Here is a 26,231-nt window from a genome sequence, read left to right on the forward strand (position 1 = left end):
CTCGTCATGCCAGCGCTTAAGGGCAGTATCGATCTAGAGAGGATGCAGTCATCAGCAGACGATGCTCGTCGCTTGATGAAAGCACTCTCAAATAGAGACCGCATGTTGTTGCTATGCCAGATAAGTCAGGGAGAGCTATGCGTTGGTGAGCTCGAGGAATGTCTTGATATTCATCAGCCCACCCTATCCTAGCAACTCACTGTTCTGAGAAATGAAGAGCTGGTCCAAACCAGAAGAGATGGTAAGCAAATCTATTATTCACTTTCTAATCGGATTGCTTTGGAAGTGATGAATGTGCTTTATCAAAATTACTGCAGTAAATAACCAAAAGGGGTCTTAATATGAAATGCAATGTCGGTGGTGTTGATCGTATGTTACGTATGGTGGTTGGCTTAGTGTTAATTGGTCTAGCCGTAACCGGAACTGTTGGTGCATGGGGTTGGATTGGTGTTGTACCTCTCGCAACGGGTCTATTTAGATTTTGCCCAGCGTACCCACTCCTAGGAATTAATACTTGTGGCACTGATTCTTCATGTGGCGGCGGCGGTTGCTGTAAATAAGTTGACTATATAAAAAAGGGCAACTGAGGTTGCCCTTTTTTATACCCAAATTTAATTACCGCCACAGTAGTCCTATGAGTAATAGAAGGGAATACAGATGTATTGCCACTAAATTATTCAAAATAAGTTTCTTAATTGCATCTTTTCGAACCATTGCTCTTGATATTTGATTGGCGCAAAATATAAATACTGGAAGTACAGATAAGGTAATCAACGTTTGAATTGGAATCCCATAAAAATAAATTCCAATTATTTGAAGGGTATAAGCTGCAATTAATATGCCCGTATACCAGGCACGCAATTCATGAGGGCTACTCTTGGCAGCAAGAGTTAACTTTTGTGCAAGCCGATCTGCCTCAATATCTGGGATCTGATTTATTAGCAGGATATTGGAAGCCATTAATCCATATGCAAGTCCAATCGGGATTGTCTGGTAAGCATTATTGGTTGTTTGCATAAAGGCGAATCCGATAACCACAAGCGACCATGCAATAGCTATAGATAACTCTCCGAGAACCCCCCTAGACATCAGCTGCAGTGGTGGTGCGGAGTATGTCCATGCGGCGGTTACTCCAATGAACCCCAGCGGTATTAAGAGCCATGTAGTTTGCGAGCAAATATATAAGCCAATGAAGACGCTAAGTATGATTAGCGCAAAACCAAGCTGATATATTTCGATTGGCTTTATGGTTTTGTATAAAGCGGCTGCCGCCAGTAAATGGTGAAATTCGATTGCGATTATTTTCATCGCTACCATTGAGGTGATCAAAGTAATCATTTATTAAATTAGCTCCAGCATGTATGCAAAGGGCCAAAGTCACAGCAAGCAGGTTGATTGCCATAGACTCATTTCTAGAGCTTGGAATCGAAAGCCCAATAAGGCAGCCTAAAAGGGTAATTGTGAGAAATGCGGGCCGAGTTGCTAGAAATAACTTGAGGACCATGCTCATGGCGATATAGATCTATGCAGATTAGTGGCCAACAAATCGCCTAGGGTCGTTGATTGGGTGTAACGGCATGATGTGAATTTGATTGCCATCTAATTCAATATGCATTTGACTGCCAACTTCCATATTTAGTCTTTTAACTTCAGATGCAGATGCAACCCATTCAATTTTATGCACGCTATTTTGAATTTGTAGTTGGATCACCGCAATTTGACCTAAGACACTAATCTCTGCGGCACTGGCGGGAATACTGGTCGCTGTTGGCGCGCTATGGATACTTAAGCCATCTTGTGGAATTACCCATGCCACTTGCGCATTTGGAGGGATTTTGCCCTTATCGGCCACGGTAAAGGTTTTATCGCAGCCATCCCAAGTGAGATTGCCTTCATTAAATATGCCATGAAATAAATTGCTGATGCCAACCAACTCGGCTACACGTGAGTTTCTAGGTTTTTGAAACAACACCTGCGGCGGAGCAGTTTGCAAGCTAATGCCGGCATCAATAACGGTAATCTGATCGGCAAGCAAGCTTGCTTCTCTCAAGTCGTGAGTAACAAGCAGGATTGGAATATTCAAGTCTTTGCGTAATTCGGCAAGAGTTTTATAAAGACTTTGACGTGTTGGTGCATCAATGGCTGAAAAAGGCTCATCCAGTAATAAGATTTTCGGATTTTTTGCTAATGCACGTGCAAGCGCAACACGTTGCTGTTGGCCGCCAGAAAGTTGGTGCGGCATGCGATTTGCAAGCTCGGGAATTCCCATGCGATCTAACAGCTCTTGAGCGTTTTTTTTGCGCTCTGCTGCGGTGATGGCGGAGTTGTGCAGAGGGATTGCTACGTTCTCAATAGCTGAAAGGTGCGGAAAGAGTGCGTATTGCTGGAATAAGAATCCACATGAGCGCTCCGCTGGAGGTAGATCTGTATAGGCCCCAGAAATTTCATTGGCTTCCAACCAAACTTTGCCATCGCACTCAATTTTGCCTACTTTGGCCAGGCTAAGGCCAGCTATTGCTCTGAGTGTGTTGGTCTTACCGCTGCCGGAAGGCCCTACAAGGGCGTGTAATTGACCGGCTGCACATTCCAGGTTGATCTGAAGTGGGTTGGGTGCCGTCTGGCTAATTTTTAGCTTAAGCATCAGCCTTGCCCTCGATTGGAGTAGTTCGATGTTTTCCGAATACCCCATAAGAAACTGCAATCGCGATGAGGGAAGTTCCGAGTAGTAATGAGGCTAAGGCTCCGGCACCCGCAGTGTCAAAGCTTTGCACCTTGTCATATATTGAAATGGCAACAACGGTCTTGGTTTCGCCTGGAATGGCGCCGCCCACCATTAATACGACCCCAAACTCCCCGAGTGTGTGCAAAAGTCAGTACAGCGGCGCTAGTAATACGTAATACCTCTCCAGGCTAATGGAAGCTCAATTAAATGAAAAATTTGCCATTTTGATAGGCCGCTGACCTGAGCCGCCTCTCTGATATCTGGATTTATAGCTTCAAAGGCGCGTTGAATCGGTTGAATGGCAAAGGGGAGGTTCACAATAAGAGAGGCAATCAGGATTCCCGTAAACGAAAACACTAAAGGAAAGCTAAATAGGCTTTTGCCGCCAAGACCTGCCAACAGGTAGTAGCCCAGAACAGTTGGGGGTAGAACTAAGGGAAGGGCTAAAGCAGCCTCGATCCAGGGCTTGCTTTTATCGAGCTGAAGCAAGGAGTGTGCCACCCAGACCCCAAATGGGATGATGAGGACCAGGGTCCACAGCGCAAGCTTTAGCGAAAGAATTGCTTCCATATCCATGGTTTGATTGTATTGTTTAGCAATATAGGGTATCTCACTATATCGAATTGTCTCAGCGCAGGGTCAAATATATACGCATATATAAGGCATCGATTTTTTTGTGAAATCTAAGGTTCAAAAAGCTACGAAAAACTTTACTCCAAAACAGATGGAGAGGGTCTTTTCTCAAGTGGCGGCCTATTTCAATGTCCTTTCTGAGCCTGCACGCTTACGCATTATGTATGCGGTCTGTAGCGGTGAAAAATCTGTTTCTGAAGTTGTTGAGATGTGTGGCACGAGTCAGGCAAACGTCTCACGACATTTATTAGCTCTTCATAAAGCCGGAATTTTAATGAGGCGAAAAGAGGGTGTAACGGTTTATTACTCGATTGCGGATAACGCGACCGTAGAGATGTGTCAGACAGTCTGCGCAAAGATTGCTGAAGGCATTCACTAAGAGTAGTTAATAAGTTTTGCAGTAAATCACTTTTTAAGTAGAGGTCAAATGACTAAGAAGCAAATTGAATTGAGCGCTGAGGATATTTCTGCGGTTGAGAAGCCTGCCAATAGGGCGCGTTTAGTTAAGGCGCCAGAGCACTTTATCTCTCAAGAGTTAATTGCCGACATCAATGCCAATGGTCTTGATGAAACGCGTCGTGGCTTCTTGCGCAAAGGATTTATGTCCGCAGCTGGCGGCGCCGCTGGCTTTTGCTGCTGGTGAGGGAGATCCGGCGATTCTTGAAAAACAAGAGTGGCAGACTACACTTGGAAAGAACGTTGCCACTATGCCGTATGGCATGCCATCAATTTGGAGAGCTGTTTAGACGATACGATTGTTGCTTGGAGTATGAATGGAGAGATGCTCCGTCCAGAGAATGGCTTCCCCCTGCGCTTGGTAGTGCCTGGCGTGCAAGGCGTTAGCTGGGTTAAGTGGCTACGCCGTTTAGAAGTGGGTGATATGCCATGGAATGCAAAAGATGAAGCGGTTCACTATATTGAACTCATGCCAGATGGTATGCATCGCCAATATGCGTCTATTCAAGAATGTAAATCTGTAATTACTACCCCTTCTGGTGGCCAGCAATTGCTAGATAATGGTTTCTATAACGTCAGTGGTATGGCTTGGTCGGGTCGAGGCAAGATTAGGCGTGTAGATGTCTCATTTGATGGCGGCAACAACTGGCGTCAAGCGCGCCTGGAGACCCCGGTTCTTACTAAGTCCATTACACGTTTCAATATTGATTGGGTGTGGGATGGCTCACCTGCAATATTGCAATCTAGAGCTGTGGATGACACCGGCTACATCCAGCCTTCGATCAAGGTTTTACGCGATCTGCGCGGCAACCGTTCGATTTATCACAATAATGCAATTCAGTCATGGAAATTGGATTCAAACGGCGAGGTGAGCAATGTTCAAGTCGGTTAACTTTATTGCTCGTTTGAGCTTGCTGAGTCTCGCAGTCTTTTCGACTCAGATTTCTATTGCACAAAGCACGCAGGGCTCCTCTAAGCTTCCTGGGATTGGCCGTAACGCAACTCCTGCAGAGGTGATTGCATGGGATATTGATGTCCGTCCGGACTTTAAAGGTCTACCAAAGGGATCTGGCTCTGTTCAGCAGGGTCAAGCAATTTGGGAATCTAAGTGCGCTAGCTGCCACGGTGTCTTTGGCGAGTCGAATGAGATCTTTACCCCGATCGCTGGCGGTACAACTACTGATAATATTAAGACCGGAAGAGTTGCTTCTTTAGCTGATCGTAAGCAGCCACAGCGGACTACTTTAATGAAGGTGCCTACAGTTTCTACATTGTGGGATTACATTTATCGTGCCGTGCCATGGAATGCGCCTAGATCATTAACGCCGGATGATACCTATGCCGTAGTTGCGTTCATATTAAGTTTGGGTGAAATTGTTCCGGATGATTTTGTGCTAAGTAACGCCAATATTGCTGAAGTGCAGAAGAAGATGCCCAATCGCAATGGCATGACGCGCAATCATGGATTCTGGAGTGTTAATGGAAAGCCTGATGTGAACGGTTCATCTTGTATGACTAATTGCGTTAAGTTTGTGCAAATCGGCTCGACCCTTCCAGATTTCGCAAGGAATGCCCATGGCAATATTGCAGAGCAAAATCGCTTGTATGGACCATATCGCGGTTCAGACTCAACTAAGCCGCCAATTGCTAAGTTATCAGGATCATCGGGTGAAGGTCTGGCCCATGCGTCCGATACTCATGCTGCCTCTACCAAGGGTCCTGCAGCATTGTTTAAAAACGAAAACTGTTCTGCTTGCCATGCACCAAACGCCAAATTAGTTGGCCCATCCATTGCCGATATTGCTGCGAAATACCAGGGACAGAGTGGGGCCCAAGAAAAGCTCATGGCTAAGGTCAAAAATGGGGGTTCATGGGTTTGGGGGGCTATTCCAATGCCGCCGCAGTCTCAGTTATCGGATGAGGATAGGGCAACACTTGTCCGCTGGGTTCTCACCGGACAATAGATTTACAGAAGGTTTTTTGAAATACCGCTATATTTGATACCAAGAGTAGATTATTAAAGGAGTTTTTATGAATCAGCAGCGACGCAGTTTATTGAAATATTCAGCTGTTTTCGGCTTGATGGCTTCTGCAGGTCTTATTAGCGTAGCCCAAGCTCAAGAGTGGAATAAAGCCGCTTTTGAAGGCAAGAGCCTTGATGACGTATTCAAAATCCTTGGCGCAGGTAGCCCTGACAAGTCTGGTGCAGTAACTTTGAATGCCCCTGATATTGCGGAAAATGGTGCGGTAGTTCCAGTTGGAATTGTCACAACACTGAAAGCAGAGCAAATGGCTATCTTGGTTGAGAAAAACCCAAGTGCATTGGCTGCGCAATTCTTCATTCCTTCTGGTACAGAGCCATTTGTTACTACTCGTATCAAGATGGGTCAAACCTCCAACGTATACGCCTTGGTTAAAGCCGACGGCAAATGGAGTATGGCTGTTAAGGAAGTGAAAGTTACTTTAGGTGGTTGCGGCGGTTAATTGCCCCCAACAACTAAACCATTAATTACTAGATTACAAGAGGAAAACATGGCTGATCCAATGCGCGTTAGAGCTGCTGAGAACGGTGGAATTGTGGACGTAAAGATTTTGATGAAACACGACATGGAGTTTGGTCAGCGTAAAGATGCTGCCGGTAAAACGATTCCTGCATGGTTCATCAGCACTATCAACGTCAAAGCAAATGGTAAAGATGTACTGAATGGTCAGTTTGGTCCAGCAGTTTCTAAGGATCCATTTTTGAACTTCAAATACAAAGGCGCCAAAGGCGCCAAGATTGTTGTGAGCTGGGTGGATAGCAAAGGCGACAAGCGTACCGACGAAGCAACTGCCTCTTAAGCGCTGGTCGATTAAATAAATCTTTACCATCTCATGAGTTTTGAAAGGGTTGCAAATGCAGCGTAAATTTACTTTAGGGCTAGCCACGGGATTTTTGGCTACCTTATTAATGGTGTCGTCGTCAGTCTCAGCACAAAATAGTGCAACAGACGATATTGCAAAATATCGCGAGATGATTGCTGATGGCAGCCCTTCTGAGCTTTATGAGGCGGCTGGTGAAGATTTATGGAAAAAGCCTGCTGGCCCAAAGAACGCCACTTTGGAAAAGTGTGATTTAGGTTTAGGGCCTGGAGTGGTGAAGGGCGCGGCAGCTCAGTTGCCACGCTATTTCAAGGACACTAATAAAGTTCAAGATCTTGAGTCCCGTTTAATGACTTGTATGCAGAAGCTACAAGGGCGTGATCCGCAAGAGATGGTGGATGCGCCGTTTCAAAAGGGCCCCAAGAAAGATATGGAGGCTATTGTTGCTTACGTAGCCACCTTATCTAAAGGCGAAAAGATTAAAGTTAGCACAGCACATCCAAAAGAAAAAGAAATGTATGAGCTTGGTAAGCGCGCATTCTTCTTCCAAGGTGGTCCAATGGATTTCTCGTGCGCCTCTTGTCACGGTGAAGATGGTAAGCGTATTCGCTTGCAAGATTTGCCAAACATCACAACCCAAAAGGGTGCCGCAATGGGGTGGGGTTATTGGCCTGCGTATCGCGTATCAAGTGGGCAGTTCTGGACGATGCAGCAACGTTTGAATGATTGCTACCGTCAGCAACGTTCCCCATTCCCGATTTATGCCTCTGATTTAACTGTGGCTATATCTATGCATATGGCCAAGAACGCTAATGGCGGGACAGTTGAAACCCCTGGTTTGAAGCGTTAATGGATAAGAGACAGAGACTATGAACATGAAAAACATTAAATCCCTCTTAGCCATTGCCACGTTTGCCGTTACTGTAGTTGCCATTCAAGGCACTGCATTGGCCCAGCAGGCAAATGATCCTAAATTCAACAAAATGATGAAGGATGGCTTTAGAGCTGAAGGCATCGCCGGTTTAGACCGCATTCAGCAGGATGAAACCCAAAAGTTTTGTTCTGACCCAGTGTTTGCTAACAGCAAGCAAGGTGAGAAGATGCGCGAAAAGATTCAGAAAATCAATATGGATTCCATCAAACAACCATCTGACGGAAAATATATTGGGGACTGGAAGAATGGCGAGAAAATCGCTCAAAGTGGTCGTGGGGCTACTTGGACCGACAAGGCTGATACCGTTATTGGTGGTGGCTGCTATAACTGTCACCAGATCGATCCCAAGGAAATTTCCTATGGAAATATTGGCCCATCTTTAACTGGTTATGGAAAGTTGCGCGGCTACTCACAAGAAGTGGTTACCTATACCTGGAATCGCATCAATAATTCCAAGGCTTATAACGCTTGTAGTAATATGCCTAGGTTTGCACACTTCAAACTCTTAAGTGAGCAACAGATTCAGGATGTCATGGCATTGCTGCTTGATCCTGCTTCGCCAGTCAATAAATAAGAAATTAAAAAACAGGCCGACAGGCCTGTTTTCATAAGGGGAAAGTTATGTCTTTAAGTCGTCGCGATTTTTTGCGGGCCTTGGCTATTGCATCTGCAGGTGGAATGAGCTTGCAGTCCAATTTTGTAAATGCCCAAACTACTGCGCAAAAATTTTATGACTTACCTAAATTTGGCAATGTGCACTTTCTACATTTCACAGATTGCCATGCGCAATTGCTACCGATTTACTTTCGCGAGCCCAACGTAAACCTCGGTATTGGTGCGCAAGAAGGTAAGACTCCGCATCTCGTTGGCGAATATTTCTTAAAAGCCAATGGTATTGCTCCGGGCACTCGTGATGCGCATGCGTTTACCTATTTAGATTATGTAGCTGCAGCCCAAAACTACGGCAAGATGGGTGGTTTCGCTCACATGGCTTCATTAGTCAAGCAGATGAAGGCAAGTCGTCCTGGTGCTCTATTGCTCGATGGCGGCGATACCTGGCAAGGCTCCGGCACTGCGCTCTGGACCAATGGTCAGGATATGGTTGATGCCGCACTTGCCTTGGGTGTGGATGTCATGACACCGCATTGGGAAATGACTTTGGGTGAGAAGCGCGTGATGGAAATCGTGAACGGCGACTTTAAAGGTAAAGTTTCCTTCATTGCACAAAATATCAAGACAGCTGACTTCGGCGATATGGTGTTTAACCCATATGTCATGAAAGTTCAGAATGGCATTCAGGTTGCCATTATTGGACAGGCCTTCCCATATACGCCGATTGCTAACCCACGCTATTTCACTCCTGATTGGACCTTTGGTATTCAAGAAGAGAATATGCAAAAGACTATTGATGAGGTTAGATCAAAGGGTGCAAAGGTAGTGGTGCTTCTGTCGCACAATGGCATGGGTGTAGACTTAAAGATGGCATCCCGCGTGCGTGGATTAGATGCGATCTTGGGCGGACACACTCACGATGGTGTTCCTATTCCAGTGAAGGTTAAGAATGCAGGTGGAGTTACTTTGGTAACTAACGCTGGATCGAATAGTAAGTTTTTAGGTGTACTGGACTTTGATGTGAAGGGCGGCAAACCTGTTGATTTCCGTTATAAGTTACTGCCAATCTTCTCCAATATGATTCCAGCTGACCCAACTATGAGCAAGCTCATTACCAAGGTTAGGGCGCCGTATGAAGCTAAGCTGAATGAGAAGTTAGCAACCACTGAAGGCCTCTTATATCGTCGAGGCAACTTTAATGGCAGTTTCGATCAATTAATTTTGGATGGATTAATGGCGCAGAAGAATGCAGAGATTGCTTTCTCACCAGGCTTCCGTTGGGGAACAAGCTTATTACCTGGTCAAGCAATTACTCGTGAGAACCTGTTGGATCAAACCGCGATCACCTATCCATACACAACCGTTACTAATATGAGTGGCGAAACCATTAAAACCATTCTTGAGGATGTGGCTGATAACTTGTTTAATCCGGATCCGTATTACCAACAGGGCGGAGACATGGTGCGCGTTGGGGGTATGCAATATACGATTGATCCAGCACAAACTGCCGGTAAACGTATTACAGACATGCGACTGAATGGTAAGCCTATTGAGGCTAGCAAGACCTATAAGGTTGCAGGTTGGGCCCCAGTAAGCGAAGACGCAAAGAATGCTGGCGGAGAGCTAATCTGGGATGTGATGGATCGCCACTTGCGAGACGTTAAAGTTGTCAAAGCGGTTAAGCTCAATGAGCCAATCATTAAAGGTGTTGCCAATAACCCTGGCATGGCCCCAATTTAATCGCCTGCATATTTAACTACACGAACATCAACATGAAAAAACTACTTTCTATCATTACCGCGGCAGTGCTTACTTTTGGATTTTGCTCTATAGCCTCCGCCCAATCCACTGGAAATACCAAAGTGGTTTATCACATTGATGACGCTGAAACTCAAGGCTTAAAGGGTCTGCGAAATATCCGTAATCATCTGGATGTATCTCCGCAAACCACCATCATTGTTGTGACCCATGCCAATGGAGTGGATTTACTGATGGAGGGCGGCAAAGACAAAAAGAACAACGTGGAATATGCACCATTAGTTGGCGCCCTCAAATCTCGCGGTGTGAAGTTTGAAGTTTGTGAGATCACATTAAAGAATCGCAATTTGAAAAAAGATCAGTTCACGTTGGATGCGGATTTCACGCCATCAGGTGTGGTGCGCGTGGCTGATTTGCAATACAAAGATGGCTTTGCCTACATCAAGCCTTAATTAAGCTCAAATGAATTGCTTTAAAAGTCTTGCGGGGATTCTGATGGGGTCCCTTATCTTTTTTGGTCAAGCCTTTGGACAAAGTAAGTCCATTGATGCAGTTCAGCTCAAGCCGATACAAGTTGCGCCTCATACTTATTTTGTGCAAGGCTTTCCAGAAATGGGTAGCAGCAGCAATCAAAATTTCATATCCAATGCTGGGTTTGTTGTTACTCCGGGCGGAGTGGGTGGTGGTTGATGCATTGGGATCGCCGATCCTGGCTAAAAAGCTGATCGCTGAAATAAAAAAATTACTTCACAAAAAATTGTGGCCCTGATCGTCAGTCACTATCATGCTGACCATGTTTATGGTTTACAAGAATTTAAAAGGATTGGCGCTAAGATTTATGCGCAGGGTGAGGGCAGAAGCTATCTCTCATCTGAAACTTCGAAGCAACGTTTGATTGCTTCCAGAGTTGATTTTGCGCCCTGGGTTAATGCAGATACTCGGTTGATTGCTGCTGATGTGTGGATCGACCAAAAAATTAAGTTAACGATTGGCGGAATAGATTTTTTCATTAGTAGAGTGGGGCCTGCTCACGTCCCCGAGGATCTAATGGTCTATGTACCCTCTGAAAAGGTGCTTTTTGCTGGCGACTTAGTCTTCAGGGGACGCATTCCATTCGTTGGGAATGCGGATAGCAAGGGGTGGTTAATTGCGCTTGATGAAATTGAAAAACTGAATCCCAGTATTGTGATTCCGGGTCATGGGAACTATTCGGTTAAGCCCGCTGAGGACATCGCCTTCACAAGGGATTATCTGAAATATTTGCGTGAATCGATGTCCAAGGCTGCCATCAATATGGATCCTTTCGAGGATGCTTATAAGCAGGCCGATTGGTCAGAATACGACGGCATGCCTTTATTTAGGGCAGCTAACCGCATGAATGCCTATAACGTCTACCTGTCCATCCAAGCTGAGTAAGGCAAGTTCTCGCTTTGGGCCTTAAAATAGAGGATTAATGCTAAATCCTTGATTTGTAATGAAAATGACTTTCACCCGATTCATCCTGGCAATTGTATTTAGTGCGCTAATTGGATTGGTGCACCAGCATTTGCTGCCCCGGATTTGGCGAATGGTAAGGTCATTGATCAGCAAAAGTGCTATGCCTGCCATGCCAAGAAAAGTGGCTTTGGAAATGGCGACATGATTTACACCCGCTCGGATAGCAAAGTAAAGTCCTTGGCCAATTTGAAGAAAATGGTCTCGCTTTGCAATACAGAGCTCCGCCTAGATTTATTCCCTGAGGATGAGGCGGATGTCACGGCCTTTCTCAATCAACAGTTTTATAAATTTAAACCTTAATTTTTCAAGATACAGTCGCTATGGATGTTGTTGATATCAGCTCTTTAAGTAAGTCAGTTCTCTGGGCAACCTTTGCTATTACCTTTTTGCTTGGTGCAGTAATGCAAAAAACAGGATTCTGTAGCATGGGTGCTGTTTCGGATGCTTTCATCATGTCAAGCTGGGATCGATTAAGGCAATGGTTTTTGGCTATTGGCGTTGCCATCATTGGCTTTGCCTTGATGTCTTACTTTGGGATGGTTGACCCACTGAAAAGCATGTACACCAGCAATAAATTTTTATGGCTTTCAACTGCGGTTGGAAGCGTTTTATTTGGTTTTGGTATGGTGTTGGCATCGGGATGTGGCAGTAAAACCTTGGTGCGCATCGGTGGAGGGAATCTAAAGTCTATTGTTGTGTTCATGGTTCTAGGTCTTACTGCCTATATGACCATGCGTGGATTCTTGGGTGTAATCCGCATTAATACCCTGGATACATTTTTTATCGCCCTTAATACTCCGCAAGATCTACCTAGTCTATTAAGTTCCCCGCTTGGCATTGCGCGTCCAGCCCTTCATCTTGCTCTCGGATTGATTATTGGCTCTGCATTTATTGCTTACGCATTAGCAAGAAAAACATTCTGGACTACCGAAAATTTAACTGCAGGGATTGCGGTTGGATTAGCAATTTGCGCCGTATGGTGGGTATCAGGTAATTTAGGGTATGTAGCTGAAGATCCAAATACACTAGAGGAAGTCTTTTTGGTGACGAACTCTGGGCGCATGGAAAGTTTATCGTTTGTTGCGCCTTATGTTTACTCGCTAGATTGGCTAATGATGTATAGCGACACCTCTAAGGTTTTAACTGTCGGCATCGTGGCTGTTTTGGGAATGATTCTGGGATCTGCAGTTATGCCAATTGCAACAAATTCATTCCGTTGGGAGTCTTTCCGTAACACTGAAGATACCGCCAATCATTTAGTTGGCGCTGCTTTGATGGGCTTTGGTGGCGTAACCGCTTTAGGTTGCACGGTAGGTCAGGGTTTGAGTGGCACTTCTACCTTGGCCCTTGGTTCATTGCTAGCTCTGCCTGGATTTATCTTTGGTGCTTATTTGGGTTTACGGTACCTGCAGGTTCGTCTTGCCCCTAATCCTTGCAGCTAATCTCAACATAGGAATACTGAATGCAAATTGACTGGATGTCCTTTACTCCAATACCATCATTGCTTGGAGGAATGATTCTTGGAGTTGCTGCAGCTCTGTATGTCTTATTGCATGGGCGCATCCTTGGCATCAGTGGAATTGTTTCTGGTTTTCTGCATCCAAAATTAACTGACACAGCATGGCGTTTAAGTTTGGTTTTCGGATTGGTCTCGGCGCCATTTATGGCTGCACTATTTTTCGGTATATTTCCTGTTGTAGAAATTGAATCCGACTGGATTGCAATTGTGATTGCTGGTCTGTTGGTGGGCTTTGGCGCTCAATACGGGTCTGGCTGCACAAGCGGTCATGGCATATGCGGACTCTCGCGTTTATCGCCACGCTCACTCGTTGCCACCCTTGTATTTATGGGTGCTGGCTTTGTGACTGTTTTTATTCTTCGCCACCTGATCGGACTCTGAAATGAAAAAGCACTTTGGTCTTTTTAGTCAGTACGCGATTGGCGTGCTTTTTGGTTGGGGCTTAATCATCTCCGGCATGAGCAATCCTCAGAAGGTATTGGGATTTTTGGACTTAGCTGGAAGCTGGGATCCATCCTTAATGTTTGTGATGTTGGGCGCTGTGTTGGTTGGTCTTGGTGGTTTTTACATTGTCAGCAAAAGAACAGAAGCTTTTTTTGGTGGCGCTTTACATATTCCAACCCGTAGAGACATCACTAAGCCGTTAATTATTGGCAGCCTCATCTTTGGAGCGGGCTGGGGTATTGCGGGATTTTGTCCTGGTCCGGCGTTGGTTGCCATGGGTGCGGGGCATGTCAAGGCCTTGGTGTTTGTTATCGCCATGCTTGCAGGTATGGAGATCTGTGAGCGCTTCTTTGCCGCCCACAGAAACAAGCCAACCCAGGCCTAACAAGCCTGATTTAGAATCAACCCTATTACATATTTATTGCATGTAGAGGGTTTTATGAGTCTTCCTATTTCTTGTCATAACGCACAGTTCGGCACCCTTGGTCAGATTGACCCAAGCCATTTGGCTGAGATTGCCGCACAAGGCTATAAGAGCGTGATTAATAACCGTCCTGATGGTGAGGGCGGCCCTGATCAGCCAACCAATGCGTCGATTCAGGCTGAAGCAGAAAAGCTAGGTTTGAACTACGTTTACTTGCCAGTGGTTCCAGGAGCTTTTACACCTGCCCAAGTTCAAGAAACGGCTCGCCTTTTAAAAACTCTGCCTGGTCCTGTATTGGCTTTTTGCCGTTCAGGTGCACGCTCTACAAACTTGTATCAACTTGCCTTGCAGCTTGGTTAATTAAAAAAATCATTATCTAAGTATGCGCATCACGATTCCTGAAGAGAGAAAACTGGTTCATGAAATGATCATGCCCATTCGTTGGGGTGATATGGATGCGTATGGTCATGTCAACAATACTATTTACTTCCGCTACATGGAGCAGGCTCGCTGCGAGTGGATTGCTGCGATGGGTTATGAAGTTGCTCCAGGCCGTGAATCGATGTTGATGCTCAATGGCTTCTGTAATTTTTATCAACAACTCACTTTCCCTGGCGAGTTGATCTTAAAAACCTCCATTGGCGCTGTAGGCAGAACCAGCTTGGACGTCTACACCAGCATGGCTTTGACCACGTCACCTGACGTAGAGGCTGCCATTGGTGGTGCCACCATGGTGTGGGTTGATCTCACAACGAATAAATCAGCCCCTTGGCCTGAGCATGTTTTAGAGAAGTTGCGCTAGTTCATCGTGCAACCCAGTAATCCCCACATCCTAAAGTTAGGCCAATTTCTATCAGAGCTAGATAGCTTTGATGCCATTATTGACGTCAGGTCGCCTGCAGAATTTTCTCTTGATCATATTCCAGGGGCGGTTAACTACCCAGTGCTGAGTAATGATGAGCGTGTAACCATGGGTACTCTATATAAGCAAGAGTCTCCATTTGCTGCCAAGAAACTCGGTGCGGCATTAGTCTCACGAAATATTGCTAGCCACCTTGAAAATCATTTATTGGAAATGCCGCGTGAATGGCGTCCACTGATTTATTGCTGGCGTGGTGGTGAGCGTAGTGGTGCGTTTACTCACATCCTCAATCGCATTGGTTTGAAAGCGAAGCAACTTGAGGGCGGTTATCAAGGCTTTCGTCGTACGGTAATAGACGGCCTGGAGTTTGCCGCTAGTCAATTTTCATTTCAGGTGATTTGCGGGATGACGGGAAGTGGCAAGACCAGAGTGTTGCAAGAGATTGGTTCCTTAGGCGCTCAAATTCTCGATTTAGAGGGTTTAGCTGTGCATCGCGGTTCGGTCCTTGGCAATGAGCCCAATGAAGACCAGCCATCCCAAAAAGGATTTGAGACAGCCCTATGGAATGCATTGCGTTCATTAGCTCCTGCTAGGCCTGTATATGTCGAATCTGAAAGCAAAAAGGTTGGTGGTTTACACGTACCTGATGCCTTGATGGAAAAGATCCGCAATGGCGCATGCATAGAGCTTCGATCTAGCCCAGAAACTCGCGTTTCTTGGTTGATTCGTGATTACCATCACTTCTTAACCGATACCGATAACTTCAAGCGTAAGTTGGCCTTACTAACCGCCCATTATGGAAAAGTACAGATCGCCAAATGGAATGAAGCCATTGATGCCGGTAATTTTCCGGAGCTGGTTGAGGGGTTACTCGTAAAACATTATGACCCCTCGTATCAATCATCGATTGTGCGAAATTTTCCGCAATACAAGATTGAGAATTTTGTACAACTAGAAAATGATAGTGATGAGGCTTTTACTAAAGCAGCAAAAGCCATCGTCACAAAACTAGGTTCTTAGTTAATCAGCTGAACGCCTGAATACCCGTTTGGGCACGACCTAGAATCAGTGCGTGAATATCGTGAGTGCCTTCATAGGTATTCACAACCTCAAGGTTCAACATGTGACGTACCACTCCATACTCATCAGAGATGCCATTACCGCCGTGCATATCACGCGCCATACGGGCAATATCCAGAGACTTACCGCAAGAGTTGCGTTTCATGATGGAGGTGATTTCTGGAGCGGCAATACCTTCGTCTTTCACGCGACCCAAGCGCAAGCAACCTTGGAGACCTAAAGCAATTTCAGTTTGCATATCAGCCAATTTTTTCTGAATCAATTGATTGGCTGCGAGTGGCTTACCAAACTGCTTGCGATCCATGGTGTACTGACGAGCTGCATACCAGCACCATTCAGCCACCCTGAGTGCGCCCCAGGCAATTCCGTAGCGCGCAGAGTTTAAGCAGGTGAAGAGGCCTTTGAGGCCTTCAATTTCAGGGAATTCATTTTCTGCTGGTACGAACACTTCGTCCATCACGATTTCACCAGTGATGGAGGCGCGTAAAACCCATCTTGCCGCTGATTTTCGGGGCGCTTAAGCCCTTCATCAAGACCTTTTTCAAGGATATAGCCACGAATGATGCCTTCATCATTTTTCGCCCACACTACAAATACATCGGCAATCGGAGAGTTCGAGATCCACATCTTTGAGCCGGTTAATAAAAATCCACCAGGCACTTTCTTGGCGCGCGTAATCATGCCGCCAGCATCAGAACCGTAGTTTGGTTCAGTTAAACCAAAACAACCAATCCATTCACCGCTGGCTAATTTAGGAAGGTACTTTTGTTTTTGTGCTTCACTACCAAATTCATTGATAGGAACCATCACTAAAGATGACTGCACGCTCATCATGGAACGATAGCCAGAATCTACGCGCTCAATTTCGCGGGCGATTAAACCGTAAGATACATAATTCAAATTAGCGCCGCCGTACTCGTACTGTTCAGGAATGGTGATTCCCAAGAGGCCTAATTCACCCATTTCGCGGAAGATGGCGGGGTCGGTTGTTTCATTGCGATAGGCATCGTGAATACGAGGCATCAGGCGACCTTGAGCATATTCTGCGGCTGCATCGCGCACCATGCGCTCCTCTTCTGTGAGTTGGGTATCGAGAAGGAGGGGGTCTGCCCAATTAAAGCTGGCCTTACTTGTACTCATTGCTTTGTCATCCTATATGCGGTTTTGTCATCACTTTTGGCCTGCTTCCTGCGAATTTTCAGGAATGCAGATATTCTTGTTTCTATTATCCATTTTTCTGGACTTATGGACTCGCCTCGACGCCACCACCGCTATTACGACCTCATTCTGGCTGCCTTTGTAGTCGTTTTGTTGTGTTCAAACTTTATTGGCGCTCGCATTTGCCGCAGTGATGGCTCAGATTGTCATCGCTTTGCCAGTGGCCCCCGGTGACTATATGGCCAATTACCAACATGGCTTGGAAACTGTTTTTGGAAACTCTTGGCGAATCGCCTTGGCTTTGATGTTCTCATTCTGGTGCGGCAGTCTAACTAACAGCTATGTTCTAGCGAAGATGAAAATCTGGACGCAGGGGCGCTTTTTGTGGATGCGCACGATTGGGTTCAACTGGCGTGGGGGAGTTGGTCGACTCCTCATTTTTTTATATGCTGGCTTTCTATGGCATTTGGTCTACCCATGAAATCCTTCAGGTTGCACTAGCTCAGTACGTCCTTAAAACCTCCTGGGAGGTTCTGGCAACCCCATTAACCTATTGTGGGTCGTGAACTTCCTAAAGCGCAAGGAAAACGAGGATTTCTACGATATTCATACGAATTTCACCCCATTTAGGGTCAAAGTCTAAGTAAGAGCATTGGCTTCCTGCCAACAAAGCGCCCTAAGCCGTTAAAATAATGGTCTTTGCCCCCATTCGGGGTAACTATTGAATTTCAGAAAGCTAGAAAACATCCGTGCTGTCAGCATCTAATATCACTATGCAGTTTGGGGCAAAACCTCTGTTTGAAAACATTTCCGTGAAGTTTGGCGGCGGCAACCGTTACGGCCTCATCGGCGCAAACGGTTGCGGTAAATCTACCTTCATGAAAATATTGGGTGGCGAGCTCGAGCCAACCAGCGGTAACGTGAGCTTGGATCCTGGAATTCGTTTGGGTAAATTGCGTCAAGATCAATTCGCCTACGAAGATGTACGCGTACTCGACGTAGTGATGATGGGTCATGAAGAAATGTGGAAAGCTGCTGCAGAGCGCGATGCTATCTACGCGAACCCGGATGCTACTGATGAAGACTACATGAAGGCTGCTGAGCTCGAAGGTAAGTATGCCGAATACGGTGGCTATACCGCAGAAGCTAAAGCAGGCGAACTATTGCTGGGCATTGGTATTCCAATCGAGCAACATGAAGGCTTGATGAGCAACGTTGCTCCAGGCTGGAAGTTGCGCGTATTGCTTGCGCAAGCTTTGTTCTCTGATCCAGATGTGCTGTTGCTTGATGAGCCAACCAATAACTTGGATATTCACTCCATTCATTGGCTTGAAGACATCCTCAATCAAATTAAGAGCACCATCGTCATCATTTCCCATGATCGTCACTTCTTAAATGAAGTCTGTACGCACATGGCCGATATGGACTATGGAACGCTGAAGGTTTATCCGGGCAATTATGACTCCTACATGCTGGCTTCGGTGCAGGCTCGCACTCAGCAGCTAAGCAATAACGTAAAAGCTAAAGAAAAAATTGCTGAATTAGCAGCTTTCGTGGCTCGCTTCTCTGCAAATGCTTCTAAGGCACGTCAAGCGACTTCACGTCAAAGACAGTTAGAGAAAATTGAGATTGTTGAAGTGAAGCCTTCTTCACGTCAAAATCCATTTATTCGTTTTGATACCGAGAAAAAACTTCACAATATGGCGGTTGAGTGTAATGCACTGACTAAAGCCTACGACCGCACTATCTTCAAAAACTTTAAGCTCGGTGTACGGGCTGGCGAAAAGATTGCCATTATTGGTCAAAACGGTGCCGGTAAGACAACACTACTCAAGACCATCTTGAGCAAGCGCTTTGATGGTATTGCAGCAGACAGTGGTGATGTGAAGTGGGCCGAGAACGCTAACGTTGGTGTCATGCCTCAAGACAATACCGAGATGTTTGCTAAAGACGAGTTGCTCATGGATTGGATGAACAACTGGCGCAATACAGGCGACGACGATCAAGTTATTCGTGGCACCCTGGGCCGTTTATTGTTCTCTGGTGACGACATTGGTAAGTCTGTAAAGGTTCTCTCCGGTGGTGAAAAGGGCAGAATGATTTGGGGCAAACTCATGCTCCAAAAATATAACGTCCTAGCAATGGATGAGCCAACCAACCACATGGATATGGAATCCATTGAGAGTTTACAAATTGCGCTCGAGAAATTCGATGGCACATTGATATTTGTTTCTCATGACCGCGAGTTTGTTTCTGCTCTAGCCAATCGCATCTTAGAAGTGAAGATGGATGGTACGGTTACTGATTACTCTGGAACCTACGAAGAGTATTTGCGTAGCCAAGCGCTAGAGGGCTAAGCTTAATTCTTAGTAATCAAAAAATAAGCCTTTAATCGGGCTTATTTTCTTTGGCTTGCCGCTGAAAGCGTGTTGCTGTTCCTTCGGCGCGAATGCGGTTCCATACAGATGTTTTTTCTTCGTCGGAAAAGAACACCCAATTGCTGACTTCATTGAGTGTGCGCCCACAGCCCTGACAAATCTCATCGTAAAGCGTGGTGCATACGCCGATGCAGGGGGAATCCGATTCATTATCCCCGGTTGATAGGGAGTGCGAGCCATCCTGCAGGTTCGGTTTGGTGTCTTCGGAATTCATGGCTGTACTTTAGACGATTTCAGGGGGACTGTGCTCGGCAAGCTCATCCACATAAGCTCCTATACCCTGGTGTTCGCGATGCAAGCAGGGCACATGCTCTAATGCACCCCAATATCTTCCATAGGCTTTGGAGTTTATGTGGTCAACAACAAGCAATGAGGCTGCAATTGGATTTCCACTACGCTCTGCGATGATGAGGTGCAAGTTTTCAGGCATGCGCTGCGCCCATAACTTAAAGAACGCTTCACTAAGGTAGGGGCTGGATTGATGCTCTACATAAGTGTTTTCATAACAGCGATAAAAGAACTCCCAATCGGCATCACTTGAAGACTCTCCTGGGACATGTCTAAAGTTGATCAGTTCTCGGGCCACTTGCTCGCGCTCACGTCGAATGTTTTTTCGACGCTTCATTGTCAGCGCCGCTAAAAATTGTTCGAAATGCTCAAAGCCCTGGTTATGCCAATGAAACTGCACTGAGTCCCGCAGCATGAAGCCTTGCTCCTGAAAGCCCTTTGCCTCCGAGGCCGTTGGAAACAAGATGTGTGCCGAGGAAAGATTGTTTTGGGTAACTAAAGTCTTTAAGCCCGTAATTAAGTTCTTCTGAACAGTCGCAAGATCGACATCTTTATCGCCAAGGATTCTTGGGCCCTGGACTGGTGTAAATGGAATGGCGCAAAGTGCTTTTGGAAAATACTCCATGCCTTGCTGCTCATATGCCTGTGCCCAAGACCAATCAAATACAAACTCGCCGTAAGAATGTTGCTTGAGATATAGAGGCATAGCCCCAATCAATTGTGCGCCATCCTTGAGGGTGAGGTGGGCAACTTGCCATCCAGTATTACCGCCTACGCAAGCAGTTTCCTCTAATGCACAAAGGAGAATTCATGGCGAAGAAAAGGACCCGCATCTTTCGCGAGTAGCGCATTCCATTGATTGGCCGAGATATCGCTTAGGCGATCTACTATCTCTAATTGAAATGAATCGGGCTTTGCCACGATTAGCGCTGAATAAGCTCTATTTTGTAGCCATCTGGATCGGTGACAAAAGCGATGATGGTGTCGCCGCCAGCTACAGGACCGGCTTCACGAGTAACATTTCCGCCGGCAGCCTTAATCTTGGCGCATGCAGAATAAGCGTCTGGAACACCAATGGCGATATGGCCATAGGCAGTCCCTAGGTCATAGCTATGAACGCCATGGTTATAGGTCAACTCGATTTCAGTCTGACCATCTGCATTACCTTTGCCATAGCCAACAAAAGCAAGTGAATATTTTTGCTCAGGGCGTTCAGTGATCCGCAGTACATTCATACCCAATACGTTTGTGTAGAAATTAATGGAGCGATTCAAGTCGCCAACGCGAAGCATAGTGTGCAGGATTATCATGGGATAAATATAACGCTATTTATTGAATCGTGTTTCGAATGAAAAACCCCGACATGAAGTCGGGGTTGGGTTTATTACATTGCTGCGTAGTTTGGTCCGCCTCCACCTTCTGGTGTGATCCAGATGATGTTTTGGGTAGGGTCTTTAATGTCGCAGGTTTTGCAATGAACGCAATTCTGTGAATTAATTTGTAAGCGCGGCTTGCCATCGGTCTCCACATACTCATAGACACCAGCAGGGCAGTAACGCTGCTCTGGGCCCGCATAGCTTTTGAGATTGATATCCACTGGTACCGAATCATTCTTCAGGGTTAAGTGAATAGGCTGATTCTCAGCGTGGTTCGTATTGGAAATAAATACTGATGAGAGGCGGTCAAAAGTAATCTTGCCATCCGGCTTAGGATAATCAATGGGCTTGTGTTGCGCTGCTGGCTCTAGGCATTCATGATCAGCATGTTTTAAATGCACGGTCCACGGCATGTTGCCACCCAATAACTTTTGCTCAAGACCAACCATGATCGTGCCAAGGTAGAGGCCTTTTGACATCCATGGTTTGAAGTTGCGCGCTTGATTTAGCTCAGTATGTAGCCAGCTATTTTGGAACGCAGCCGGATAAGCAGAAAGAACATCTTCAGAGCGGTTTTCATTAATTGCCGCAACCGCAGCTTCTGCCGCAAGCATGCCGGTCTTAATCGCAGCATGACTGCCTTTAATGCGTGAAGCATTTAGAAAGCCAGCATCGCAACCAATTAGAGCGCCGCCTGGGAACACGGTTTTTGGAAGACTATTTAATCCACCCGCAGTCAATGCGCGTGCACCATAGGCAATGCGCTTGCCACCTTCAAAGGTTTCACGAATCTTCGGATGTAATTTGTAGCGTTGGAACTCTTCAAATGGAGAGAGGTATGGGTTCTTGTAAGAGAGTCCGACCACCAGGCCAACGGCAACCTTGTTATCGCCTAGGTGATAAAGGAACGAACCCCCATAGGTGTCGCTCTCTAAAGGCCAGCCTGCGGTATGAACTACCAGCCCTGGCTTGCTCTTAGAGGGTTCCACTTCCCACAGCTCTTTAATGCCAATGCCATAGCTTTGAGGGTCTGCATCCTTATCAAGGGCAAATTTAGTAATGAGTTGTTTGCCAAGGTGGCCGCGTGCGCCTTCAGCGAAGAGGGTGTACTTACCGCGCAATTCCATACCCAGCTGAAATTGATCAGTAGGATTTCCTTCTTTATCTAAACCCATTGAGCTGGTAATAACACCGCTAACTGCACCTTGTTCGTTATAAAGAATTTCTGCAGCCGGAAAGCCCGGGAAAATTTCAACACCAAGATTCTCGGCTTGTTGTCCAAGCCAGCGAGTCACGTTCGCAAGGCTAACAATGTAGTTACCTTCATTCTTAAAGCAGTGAGGTAACAACCAGTTTGGAACTTGGTAGGATTTGTCGTCAGTGAGAAATAAAAATTGATCTTCTGTTAGGGCGGTATCGAGTGGGGCACCCAATTCTTTCCAGTCGGGAAAGAGTTCTGTAAGTGCCTTGGGATCCATTACTGCTCCCGAGAGAATGTGAGCGCCAATCTCGGAGCCTTTTTCCAAGGCACAGACACTGATCTCTTTGCCAGAAGCATTAGCCAATTGTTTGGCTTTAATAGCCGCAGATAGACCAGCAGGGCCACCGCCAACAACGACTAGGTCATAGTCCATGGACTCTCTAGGCCCAAATTGTTCTAGCAGTTCTACAGCATTCATTCAGTTTCTCCGAGGTATCTCAAAATAGGGTATTTAGCCCCAATAGTTTAGTTCTAACTGCCAAAATCCCTTCTAGTGCCAAACCCACCTAGGCTGGGGGTCTAAAGCGTTATGATTGCTTTTTTACCCATTTTGGCAATATTAGGACAAAAGTTTTATGAATAAAACTTACCCATCGGCTGTTGACGCCCTGCGGGATATCTTAAAAGACGGACAAAAATTAGCTGTGGGCGGTTTTGGTCTTTGCGGAATTCCTGAAGCTTTGATTCAGGCGGTAAAGGATTTGGGCGCTCAGAATCTGACTGCCATTGCCAATAACGCTGGTGTAGATGGTTTCGGTTTATTGCTCAATTCCCGTCAAGTCAAAAAAATGGTTGCCTCTTACGTGGGCGAGAACAAAGAATTCGAACGTCAATATTTAGCAGGCGAGCTTGAGTTGGAATTTACGCCACAAGGAACTTTGGCTGAAAAATTACGCGCAGGTGGTTGCGGTATTCCTGCTTTCTATACCAAAACGGGTGTTGGTACATTAGTTGCCGATGGTAAAGAAGAGAAAACATTTGATGGTGAGAAATACATCATGGAGCGTTCTATCGTTTCGGATATCTCTTTAGTGAAAGCATGGAAAGCAGATAAATTAGGAAACTTGGTATATCGCTACACAGCGCGTAACTTTAATCCTGTTGTTGCAATGGCTGGCAAGATCACAGTTGCGGAAGTGGAAGAGATCGTAGAGAACGGTCAATTACATCCGGATGAGATCCATACTCCGGGCATCTACGTACACCGCTTGGTGCTGCATAAGACTCCAGAAAAGCGGATTGAGCAACGCACCTTGACAGCAAAAGCTTAATTCCCCGAACAATAGCCATAAAACAGCAATAGAACAAAATACTTAGGAGGATCGAAATGCCTTGGACAAGAGATGAAATGGCAGCACGTGCTGCTAAAGAGTTAAAAGACGGTTACTACGTGAACTTGGGCATTGGTATGCCTACCTTGGTAGCAAACCATGTGCCAAAGAACATGGAGGTGTGGCTCCAGTCCGAGAATGGGCTTTTGGGTATAGGCCCATTTCCAACCGAAGAAACAATTGATGCAGATTTGATTAACGCTGGTAAGCAAACGATTACGACTTTGCCTGGCTCATCTATTTTCTCTTCCGCAGATTCTTTTGGAATGATTCGTGGCGGCAAAATCAATATTGCGATTTTGGGTGCGATGCAGGTGAGTGAGCATGGCGATTTAGCCAACTGGATGATTCCGGGAAAAATGGTTAAAGGCATGGGCGGCGCAATGGACTTGGTTGCAGGCGTAAAACACGTTGTAGTGCTGATGGAGCACGTCGCCAAAAAGAAAGATGGCACAGAAGAACTCAAAATTTTGCCTAAGTGCACCTTGCCATTGACTGGTGTAGGCGTCATTAGCCAGATCATCACTGATCTTTGTGTTCTTGACATTACGCCTAAGGGTTTGAAGTTGACTGAATTAGCTCCAGGTGTAACAAAGGAAGAAGTGATTGCTAAGACCGGCGCCCCTGTTGACACAACGGGTTTTGAAGCAATTTATCCGGATGAATGAAATAATGGGATCACTATGTCGGGATCCCATTTTTCTTCTTCAAAACCCTCGGTGCCAAAGATGAATTCTGGTACAGACCCCTCATTGCATGCCCATAAAAAGGGTGATACAAAGCACACCCATAGCAAGCAAGTCTCCAATCAAAATCTTCTCTTAATTGCCCTGGTATTGACTCTAGGTTTCTCAGGGATTGAGGGAGCTGCCGCTTACTTTGCTAATTCATTGGCCCTGATCTCGGATGCTGGTCATATGGTGACCGATGCAGCAGCCTTAGGTCTGGCCTTATTGGCGCAAATTATTTCTCGTCGCCCACCATCGCCTAAGCATTCCTTTGGCTTTGGACGCGCTGAAGCGCTAGCGGCATTTGTGAACAGTATTGTGATGCTCGCATTAGTAGTTTGGATCGTAGTCGAAGCGGTTAGTCGTTTCTATGATCCGCACAAAGTAGATGGCCTCACGGTCACAGTCGTTGCAGCAGTTGGTTTGCTAATGAATATCGTTGTAGCCTGGGTGTTGTCTCGTGATAAGAAGAGTGTAAATACTCGTGCTGCGCTAGTTCATGTCATGGGCGATTTATTGGGTTCGATCGCTGCATTGATTGCTGGTGTTGTCATTCAGCTAACAGGCTGGATGCCTATCGACGCGATTCTTTCGATATTAGTATCTCTCCTGATCCTCAAATCCACCATCTCTATTCTTCACGAGTCGTATCACCTTCTCATGGAGGGCGTACCGCTTCATATTGATTATTTACAGGTTGGTACAGATTTAAGAAAAGTTCCTGGCGTGCTAGCGGTACACGATCTGCACGTCTGGGAAATGACTCCGAGCTTTCCGGCGCTCATTGGCCATATCGAAATTGCTGATATGCGAGAGTGGCCTGCGATCATGTCCCGTATTAACACGATGCTTTTAGATAAGCACGGCATTGATCACGTTACCCTGCAGCCTGAAGAGGTTGGCGAAGATCACGACCATGAGCATGATCATGTGAGTCGTGAAATCCATAATGCAGCTCAGGCGGCAAACGTCTTTCACGACGGCGAAACTTTTTATGTGGATTGCTCTAGTGGCGATGAAAAACACCGCATGGCCTATCACGCGTGGGGCAATCCAAGTAACAGGGTCTTACTCTGCGTTCATGGCTTAACAAGACGTGGTTAGTGACTTTAAGACACTCGCGCAGGCCATGTGCAAAGACTATTACGTTGTTTGTCCGGATGTGGTGGGTAGGGGCGATTCAGAGCGCCTCGCCAACCCAATGCCCTATGCCGTACCGCAGTATGTTTCGGATATGGCTACGCTGGTAAAAAAAACTCGGCGTCACTCAGGTGGACTGGTTTGGTACATCAACGGGTGGACTTATTGGCATGGTGTACGCCGCAATGCCAAATTCACCCATACGTCGCATGCTGATTAATGATGTGGGCCCAAGAATTGAGCCTGAGGCAATTAAGCGTCTAGGCTCCTACGTAGGCCAACCATTTACTTTTGCTAGTCGCAGTGATACATTGAATCGTTTAAATGAAATTTGCGCTAGCTTTGGTGAACATACCGCGCAGGAGTGGGAAATCTATAACGGCCCGATGTTGATTCAGAAGGAAGGTAAATGGATCATGCATTACGACCCCGATATTTCTGTACCGTTTGCATCCGTCAATCCCATCATGGCTAAAGCTGGTGAGATGGCGATGTGGCATGCTTTTAAGCAGATTCATATTCCGATGCTCATCGTGCGTGGCGGCAATTCAGACTTGCTTTCAGCGGCTACAGTTGCAGAAATGTGCAAAGTCAATCCTTATGCGCGCAGTATTGAGATTCCGAATGTTGGTCATGCGCCAGCATTTGTGAAGCAAGAGCAAGTTGCTTTAGCAAAAGAGTTCTTTAGTTAATTACTTCTAGTTGCCA

The 26,231-nt window shown here is 46.0% G+C and carries 33 protein-coding genes and 4 pseudogenes; 28 read left to right on the forward strand and 9 right to left on the reverse strand.

Annotated elements, in window-relative coordinates; translation table 11 throughout:
• Nucleotides 1-6: 6 nt before the first annotated feature.
• Both DXE27_RS07175 and DXE27_RS07180 read left to right on the forward strand, forming a co-directional pair.
• Nucleotides 7-324: pseudogene (locus DXE27_RS07175) on the forward strand (metalloregulator ArsR/SmtB family transcription factor).
• Nucleotides 325-341: 17 nt separating this feature from the next.
• Entirely contained in the window at nucleotides 342-560 is a 219-nt protein-coding gene (locus DXE27_RS07180) for a YgaP family membrane protein (protein WP_128113447.1), read from the forward strand.
• Nucleotides 561-615: 55 nt separating this feature from the next.
• Here the strand turns inward: DXE27_RS07180 and DXE27_RS07185 are convergent, their stop codons facing one another.
• The 4 genes from DXE27_RS07185 to DXE27_RS09825 form a co-directional block, all read right to left on the reverse strand.
• Complete coding sequence (locus tag DXE27_RS07185; protein ID WP_128113448.1) at nucleotides 616-1,338, reverse strand: prenyltransferase; 723 nt, start codon at nucleotides 1,336-1,338, stop codon at nucleotides 616-618.
• A gap of 193 nt (nucleotides 1,339-1,531) precedes the next feature.
• Nucleotides 1,532-2,641: an ABC transporter ATP-binding protein gene (locus DXE27_RS07190; RefSeq protein ID WP_128113449.1), complete on the reverse strand. Its 1,110-nt coding sequence runs from the start codon at nucleotides 2,639-2,641 to the stop codon at nucleotides 1,532-1,534.
• Nucleotides 2,634-2,867, reverse strand: coding sequence for a hypothetical protein (locus DXE27_RS09820; protein WP_231969731.1), 234 nt, complete (start codon nucleotides 2,865-2,867; stop codon nucleotides 2,634-2,636). The genes DXE27_RS07190 and DXE27_RS09820 overlap by 8 nt, the downstream gene beginning before the upstream one ends.
• Nucleotides 2,868-2,884: 17 nt before the next feature.
• On the reverse strand, nucleotides 2,885-3,298 hold the full coding sequence (locus DXE27_RS09825; protein ID WP_231969732.1) for a molybdate ABC transporter permease subunit: 414 nt from the start codon (nucleotides 3,296-3,298) through the stop codon (nucleotides 2,885-2,887).
• Nucleotides 3,299-3,398: 100 nt separating this feature from the next.
• Here DXE27_RS09825 and DXE27_RS07200 point away from each other — a divergent pair, with 100 nt between their 5' ends.
• The 19 genes and pseudogenes from DXE27_RS07200 to mnmH all read left to right on the forward strand — a co-directional run bounded on the left by DXE27_RS07200 (nucleotide 3,399) and on the right by mnmH (nucleotide 15,743).
• Nucleotides 3,399-3,734, forward strand: coding sequence for an ArsR/SmtB family transcription factor (locus DXE27_RS07200; RefSeq protein WP_197712363.1), 336 nt, complete (start codon nucleotides 3,399-3,401; stop codon nucleotides 3,732-3,734).
• Between the two features lie 48 nt (nucleotides 3,735-3,782).
• Nucleotides 3,783-3,998 carry a hypothetical protein gene (locus DXE27_RS10465; protein ID WP_415064449.1) on the forward strand — a complete coding sequence of 72 codons (216 nt, stop codon included), beginning with the start codon at nucleotides 3,783-3,785 and terminating at the stop codon, nucleotides 3,996-3,998.
• Nucleotides 3,999-4,079: 81 nt separating this feature from the next.
• Nucleotides 4,080-4,703: pseudogene (locus DXE27_RS07205) on the forward strand (molybdopterin-dependent oxidoreductase); the annotation flags it as partial.
• Nucleotides 4,687-5,775: a c-type cytochrome gene (locus tag DXE27_RS07210; protein ID WP_128113450.1), complete on the forward strand. Its 1,089-nt coding sequence runs from the start codon at nucleotides 4,687-4,689 to the stop codon at nucleotides 5,773-5,775. The pseudogene DXE27_RS07205 and the gene DXE27_RS07210, both read left to right, overlap by 17 nt.
• Before the next feature lie 67 nt (nucleotides 5,776-5,842).
• Nucleotides 5,843-6,295, forward strand: coding sequence for a thiosulfate oxidation carrier protein SoxY (gene soxY / locus DXE27_RS07215; protein WP_128113451.1), 453 nt, complete (start codon nucleotides 5,843-5,845; stop codon nucleotides 6,293-6,295).
• A 48-nt stretch (nucleotides 6,296-6,343) separates the two neighbouring features.
• On the forward strand, nucleotides 6,344-6,652 hold the full coding sequence (soxZ, locus tag DXE27_RS07220) for a thiosulfate oxidation carrier complex protein SoxZ (RefSeq protein ID WP_128113452.1): 309 nt from the start codon (nucleotides 6,344-6,346) through the stop codon (nucleotides 6,650-6,652).
• Between the two features lie 55 nt (nucleotides 6,653-6,707).
• Nucleotides 6,708-7,523, forward strand: a complete 816-nt coding sequence (soxA, locus tag DXE27_RS07225; RefSeq protein WP_128113453.1) for a sulfur oxidation c-type cytochrome SoxA — start codon at nucleotides 6,708-6,710, stop codon at nucleotides 7,521-7,523.
• Nucleotides 7,524-7,542: 19 nt separating this feature from the next.
• Nucleotides 7,543-8,181 carry a sulfur oxidation c-type cytochrome SoxX gene (soxX, locus tag DXE27_RS07230; protein WP_128113454.1) on the forward strand — a complete coding sequence of 213 codons (639 nt, stop codon included), beginning with the start codon at nucleotides 7,543-7,545 and terminating at the stop codon, nucleotides 8,179-8,181.
• Nucleotides 8,182-8,228: 47 nt separating this feature from the next.
• The gene (gene soxB / locus DXE27_RS07235) at nucleotides 8,229-9,959 is read left to right on the forward strand and encodes a thiosulfohydrolase SoxB (protein WP_128113455.1); all 1,731 of its coding nucleotides are present in this window, start codon (nucleotides 8,229-8,231) and stop codon (nucleotides 9,957-9,959) included.
• Nucleotides 9,960-9,991: 32 nt separating this feature from the next.
• Nucleotides 9,992-10,429 carry a DsrE family protein gene (locus tag DXE27_RS07240; protein WP_128113456.1) on the forward strand — a complete coding sequence of 146 codons (438 nt, stop codon included), beginning with the start codon at nucleotides 9,992-9,994 and terminating at the stop codon, nucleotides 10,427-10,429.
• Nucleotides 10,430-10,472: 43 nt separating this feature from the next.
• Entirely contained in the window at nucleotides 10,473-10,667 is a 195-nt protein-coding gene (locus DXE27_RS09830; protein ID WP_231969733.1) for a hypothetical protein, read from the forward strand.
• Between the two features lie 69 nt (nucleotides 10,668-10,736).
• Complete coding sequence (locus DXE27_RS07245) at nucleotides 10,737-11,393, forward strand: MBL fold metallo-hydrolase (RefSeq protein WP_231969734.1); 657 nt, start codon at nucleotides 10,737-10,739, stop codon at nucleotides 11,391-11,393.
• Between the two features lie 144 nt (nucleotides 11,394-11,537).
• Nucleotides 11,538-11,774, forward strand: coding sequence for a hypothetical protein (locus DXE27_RS07250; protein ID WP_231969735.1), 237 nt, complete (start codon nucleotides 11,538-11,540; stop codon nucleotides 11,772-11,774).
• Between the two features lie 20 nt (nucleotides 11,775-11,794).
• Nucleotides 11,795-12,916, forward strand: a complete 1,122-nt coding sequence (locus DXE27_RS07255; RefSeq protein WP_128113458.1) for a YeeE/YedE family protein — start codon at nucleotides 11,795-11,797, stop codon at nucleotides 12,914-12,916.
• 20 nt (nucleotides 12,917-12,936) lie between these two features.
• Complete coding sequence (locus tag DXE27_RS07260) at nucleotides 12,937-13,374, forward strand: YeeE/YedE family protein (protein ID WP_128113459.1); 438 nt, start codon at nucleotides 12,937-12,939, stop codon at nucleotides 13,372-13,374.
• Nucleotide 13,375: 1 nt separating this feature from the next.
• Nucleotides 13,376-13,822 carry a YeeE/YedE family protein gene (locus tag DXE27_RS07265; RefSeq protein ID WP_128113460.1) on the forward strand — a complete coding sequence of 149 codons (447 nt, stop codon included), beginning with the start codon at nucleotides 13,376-13,378 and terminating at the stop codon, nucleotides 13,820-13,822.
• A gap of 54 nt (nucleotides 13,823-13,876) precedes the next feature.
• Entirely contained in the window at nucleotides 13,877-14,221 is a 345-nt protein-coding gene (locus tag DXE27_RS07270; protein ID WP_128113461.1) for a protein tyrosine phosphatase family protein, read from the forward strand.
• 22 nt (nucleotides 14,222-14,243) lie between these two features.
• The gene (locus DXE27_RS07275; protein WP_128113462.1) at nucleotides 14,244-14,663 is read left to right on the forward strand and encodes an acyl-CoA thioesterase; all 420 of its coding nucleotides are present in this window, start codon (nucleotides 14,244-14,246) and stop codon (nucleotides 14,661-14,663) included.
• A 6-nt stretch (nucleotides 14,664-14,669) separates the two neighbouring features.
• Nucleotides 14,670-15,743 carry a tRNA 2-selenouridine(34) synthase MnmH gene (gene mnmH / locus DXE27_RS07280; RefSeq protein WP_128113463.1) on the forward strand — a complete coding sequence of 358 codons (1,074 nt, stop codon included), beginning with the start codon at nucleotides 14,670-14,672 and terminating at the stop codon, nucleotides 15,741-15,743.
• A 4-nt stretch (nucleotides 15,744-15,747) separates the two neighbouring features.
• Here mnmH and DXE27_RS07285 read toward each other — a convergent pair.
• A pseudogene (locus DXE27_RS07285) lies at nucleotides 15,748-16,943 on the reverse strand (acyl-CoA dehydrogenase).
• Between the two features lie 105 nt (nucleotides 16,944-17,048).
• On the opposite strand from DXE27_RS07285, the pseudogene DXE27_RS07290 reads away from it, so the two are divergent.
• Both DXE27_RS07290 and DXE27_RS07295 read left to right on the forward strand, forming a co-directional pair.
• Nucleotides 17,049-17,604: pseudogene (locus DXE27_RS07290) on the forward strand (queuosine precursor transporter).
• 106 nt (nucleotides 17,605-17,710) lie between these two features.
• On the forward strand, nucleotides 17,711-19,318 hold the full coding sequence (locus tag DXE27_RS07295; RefSeq protein ID WP_128113464.1) for an ABC-F family ATPase: 1,608 nt from the start codon (nucleotides 17,711-17,713) through the stop codon (nucleotides 19,316-19,318).
• A gap of 31 nt (nucleotides 19,319-19,349) precedes the next feature.
• Here the strand turns inward: DXE27_RS07295 and DXE27_RS07300 are convergent, their stop codons facing one another.
• From DXE27_RS07300 to DXE27_RS07315, 4 genes are all read right to left on the reverse strand, one after another.
• Nucleotides 19,350-19,613 (reverse strand): DUF1289 domain-containing protein, encoded by a 264-nt coding sequence (locus DXE27_RS07300; RefSeq protein WP_128113465.1) that lies wholly within the window; start codon nucleotides 19,611-19,613, stop codon nucleotides 19,350-19,352.
• 9 nt (nucleotides 19,614-19,622) lie between these two features.
• Nucleotides 19,623-20,495 (reverse strand): GNAT family N-acetyltransferase, encoded by an 873-nt coding sequence (locus tag DXE27_RS07305; protein WP_231969873.1) that lies wholly within the window; start codon nucleotides 20,493-20,495, stop codon nucleotides 19,623-19,625.
• A gap of 115 nt (nucleotides 20,496-20,610) precedes the next feature.
• Nucleotides 20,611-20,997: a lactoylglutathione lyase gene (gene gloA / locus DXE27_RS07310; RefSeq protein ID WP_128113466.1), complete on the reverse strand. Its 387-nt coding sequence runs from the start codon at nucleotides 20,995-20,997 to the stop codon at nucleotides 20,611-20,613.
• Between the two features lie 74 nt (nucleotides 20,998-21,071).
• On the reverse strand, nucleotides 21,072-22,742 hold the full coding sequence (locus tag DXE27_RS07315; RefSeq protein WP_128113467.1) for an electron transfer flavoprotein-ubiquinone oxidoreductase: 1,671 nt from the start codon (nucleotides 22,740-22,742) through the stop codon (nucleotides 21,072-21,074).
• 157 nt (nucleotides 22,743-22,899) lie between these two features.
• Between DXE27_RS07315 and DXE27_RS07320 the strand changes: the two genes are divergently transcribed.
• Genes DXE27_RS07320 through DXE27_RS10300 form a run of 5 tightly spaced genes read left to right on the forward strand, consistent with a single transcriptional unit; the run spans nucleotide 22,900 to nucleotide 26,215 of the window.
• Nucleotides 22,900-23,595 carry a CoA transferase subunit A gene (locus tag DXE27_RS07320; protein WP_128113468.1) on the forward strand — a complete coding sequence of 232 codons (696 nt, stop codon included), beginning with the start codon at nucleotides 22,900-22,902 and terminating at the stop codon, nucleotides 23,593-23,595.
• Between the two features lie 56 nt (nucleotides 23,596-23,651).
• Nucleotides 23,652-24,323 (forward strand): CoA transferase subunit B, encoded by a 672-nt coding sequence (locus DXE27_RS07325; RefSeq protein ID WP_128113469.1) that lies wholly within the window; start codon nucleotides 23,652-23,654, stop codon nucleotides 24,321-24,323.
• Nucleotides 24,324-24,383: 60 nt separating this feature from the next.
• Nucleotides 24,384-25,487, forward strand: coding sequence for a cation diffusion facilitator family transporter (locus tag DXE27_RS09835; protein WP_331852063.1), 1,104 nt, complete (start codon nucleotides 24,384-24,386; stop codon nucleotides 25,485-25,487).
• A gap of 25 nt (nucleotides 25,488-25,512) precedes the next feature.
• Nucleotides 25,513-25,743: a hypothetical protein gene (locus tag DXE27_RS10295; RefSeq protein WP_331852064.1), complete on the forward strand. Its 231-nt coding sequence runs from the start codon at nucleotides 25,513-25,515 to the stop codon at nucleotides 25,741-25,743.
• On the forward strand, nucleotides 25,709-26,215 hold the full coding sequence (locus DXE27_RS10300; RefSeq protein ID WP_331852065.1) for an alpha/beta fold hydrolase: 507 nt from the start codon (nucleotides 25,709-25,711) through the stop codon (nucleotides 26,213-26,215). Before DXE27_RS10295 ends, DXE27_RS10300 begins: the two co-directional genes overlap by 35 nt.
• Nucleotides 26,216-26,231: the final 16 nt, after the last annotated feature.

This window comes from Polynucleobacter necessarius, from assembly GCF_900096755.1.
Taxonomy (GTDB): domain Bacteria; phylum Pseudomonadota; class Gammaproteobacteria; order Burkholderiales; family Burkholderiaceae; genus Polynucleobacter; species Polynucleobacter necessarius_K.

Excerpts from the sequence above, each read along its gene's own strand:
- DXE27_RS07180 (WP_128113447.1), top strand. The coding sequence starts at position 342 with ATGAAATGCAATGTCGGTGGTGTTGATCGTATGTTACGTATGGTGGTT.
- DXE27_RS07185 (WP_128113448.1), bottom strand. The coding sequence starts at position 1,338 with ATGATTACTTTGATCACCTCAATGGTAGCGATGAAAATAATCGCAATC.
- DXE27_RS07190 (WP_128113449.1), bottom strand. The coding sequence starts at position 2,641 with ATGCTTAAGCTAAAAATTAGCCAGACGGCACCCAACCCACTTCAGATC.
- DXE27_RS09825 (WP_231969732.1), bottom strand. The coding sequence starts at position 3,298 with ATGGATATGGAAGCAATTCTTTCGCTAAAGCTTGCGCTGTGGACCCTG.
- DXE27_RS10465 (WP_415064449.1), top strand. The coding sequence starts at position 3,783 with ATGACTAAGAAGCAAATTGAATTGAGCGCTGAGGATATTTCTGCGGTT.
- DXE27_RS07210 (WP_128113450.1), top strand. The coding sequence starts at position 4,687 with ATGTTCAAGTCGGTTAACTTTATTGCTCGTTTGAGCTTGCTGAGTCTC.
- soxY (WP_128113451.1), top strand. The coding sequence starts at position 5,843 with ATGAATCAGCAGCGACGCAGTTTATTGAAATATTCAGCTGTTTTCGGC.
- soxZ (WP_128113452.1), top strand. The coding sequence starts at position 6,344 with ATGGCTGATCCAATGCGCGTTAGAGCTGCTGAGAACGGTGGAATTGTG.
- soxA (WP_128113453.1), top strand. The coding sequence starts at position 6,708 with ATGCAGCGTAAATTTACTTTAGGGCTAGCCACGGGATTTTTGGCTACC.
- soxX (WP_128113454.1), top strand. The coding sequence starts at position 7,543 with ATGAACATGAAAAACATTAAATCCCTCTTAGCCATTGCCACGTTTGCC.
- soxB (WP_128113455.1), top strand. The coding sequence starts at position 8,229 with ATGTCTTTAAGTCGTCGCGATTTTTTGCGGGCCTTGGCTATTGCATCT.
- DXE27_RS07240 (WP_128113456.1), top strand. The coding sequence starts at position 9,992 with ATGAAAAAACTACTTTCTATCATTACCGCGGCAGTGCTTACTTTTGGA.
- DXE27_RS09830 (WP_231969733.1), top strand. The coding sequence starts at position 10,473 with ATGGGGTCCCTTATCTTTTTTGGTCAAGCCTTTGGACAAAGTAAGTCC.
- DXE27_RS07255 (WP_128113458.1), top strand. The coding sequence starts at position 11,795 with ATGGATGTTGTTGATATCAGCTCTTTAAGTAAGTCAGTTCTCTGGGCA.
- DXE27_RS07260 (WP_128113459.1), top strand. The coding sequence starts at position 12,937 with ATGCAAATTGACTGGATGTCCTTTACTCCAATACCATCATTGCTTGGA.
- DXE27_RS07265 (WP_128113460.1), top strand. The coding sequence starts at position 13,376 with ATGAAAAAGCACTTTGGTCTTTTTAGTCAGTACGCGATTGGCGTGCTT.
- DXE27_RS07270 (WP_128113461.1), top strand. The coding sequence starts at position 13,877 with ATGAGTCTTCCTATTTCTTGTCATAACGCACAGTTCGGCACCCTTGGT.
- DXE27_RS07275 (WP_128113462.1), top strand. The coding sequence starts at position 14,244 with ATGCGCATCACGATTCCTGAAGAGAGAAAACTGGTTCATGAAATGATC.
- DXE27_RS07300 (WP_128113465.1), bottom strand. The coding sequence starts at position 19,613 with ATGAATTCCGAAGACACCAAACCGAACCTGCAGGATGGCTCGCACTCC.
- gloA (WP_128113466.1), bottom strand. The coding sequence starts at position 20,997 with ATGATAATCCTGCACACTATGCTTCGCGTTGGCGACTTGAATCGCTCC.
- DXE27_RS07315 (WP_128113467.1), bottom strand. The coding sequence starts at position 22,742 with ATGAATGCTGTAGAACTGCTAGAACAATTTGGGCCTAGAGAGTCCATG.
- DXE27_RS07320 (WP_128113468.1), top strand. The coding sequence starts at position 22,900 with ATGAATAAAACTTACCCATCGGCTGTTGACGCCCTGCGGGATATCTTA.
- DXE27_RS07325 (WP_128113469.1), top strand. The coding sequence starts at position 23,652 with ATGCCTTGGACAAGAGATGAAATGGCAGCACGTGCTGCTAAAGAGTTA.
- DXE27_RS09835 (WP_331852063.1), top strand. The coding sequence starts at position 24,384 with ATGAATTCTGGTACAGACCCCTCATTGCATGCCCATAAAAAGGGTGAT.
- DXE27_RS10295 (WP_331852064.1), top strand. The coding sequence starts at position 25,513 with ATGTGCAAAGACTATTACGTTGTTTGTCCGGATGTGGTGGGTAGGGGC.
- DXE27_RS10300 (WP_331852065.1), top strand. The coding sequence starts at position 25,709 with ATGCCAAATTCACCCATACGTCGCATGCTGATTAATGATGTGGGCCCA.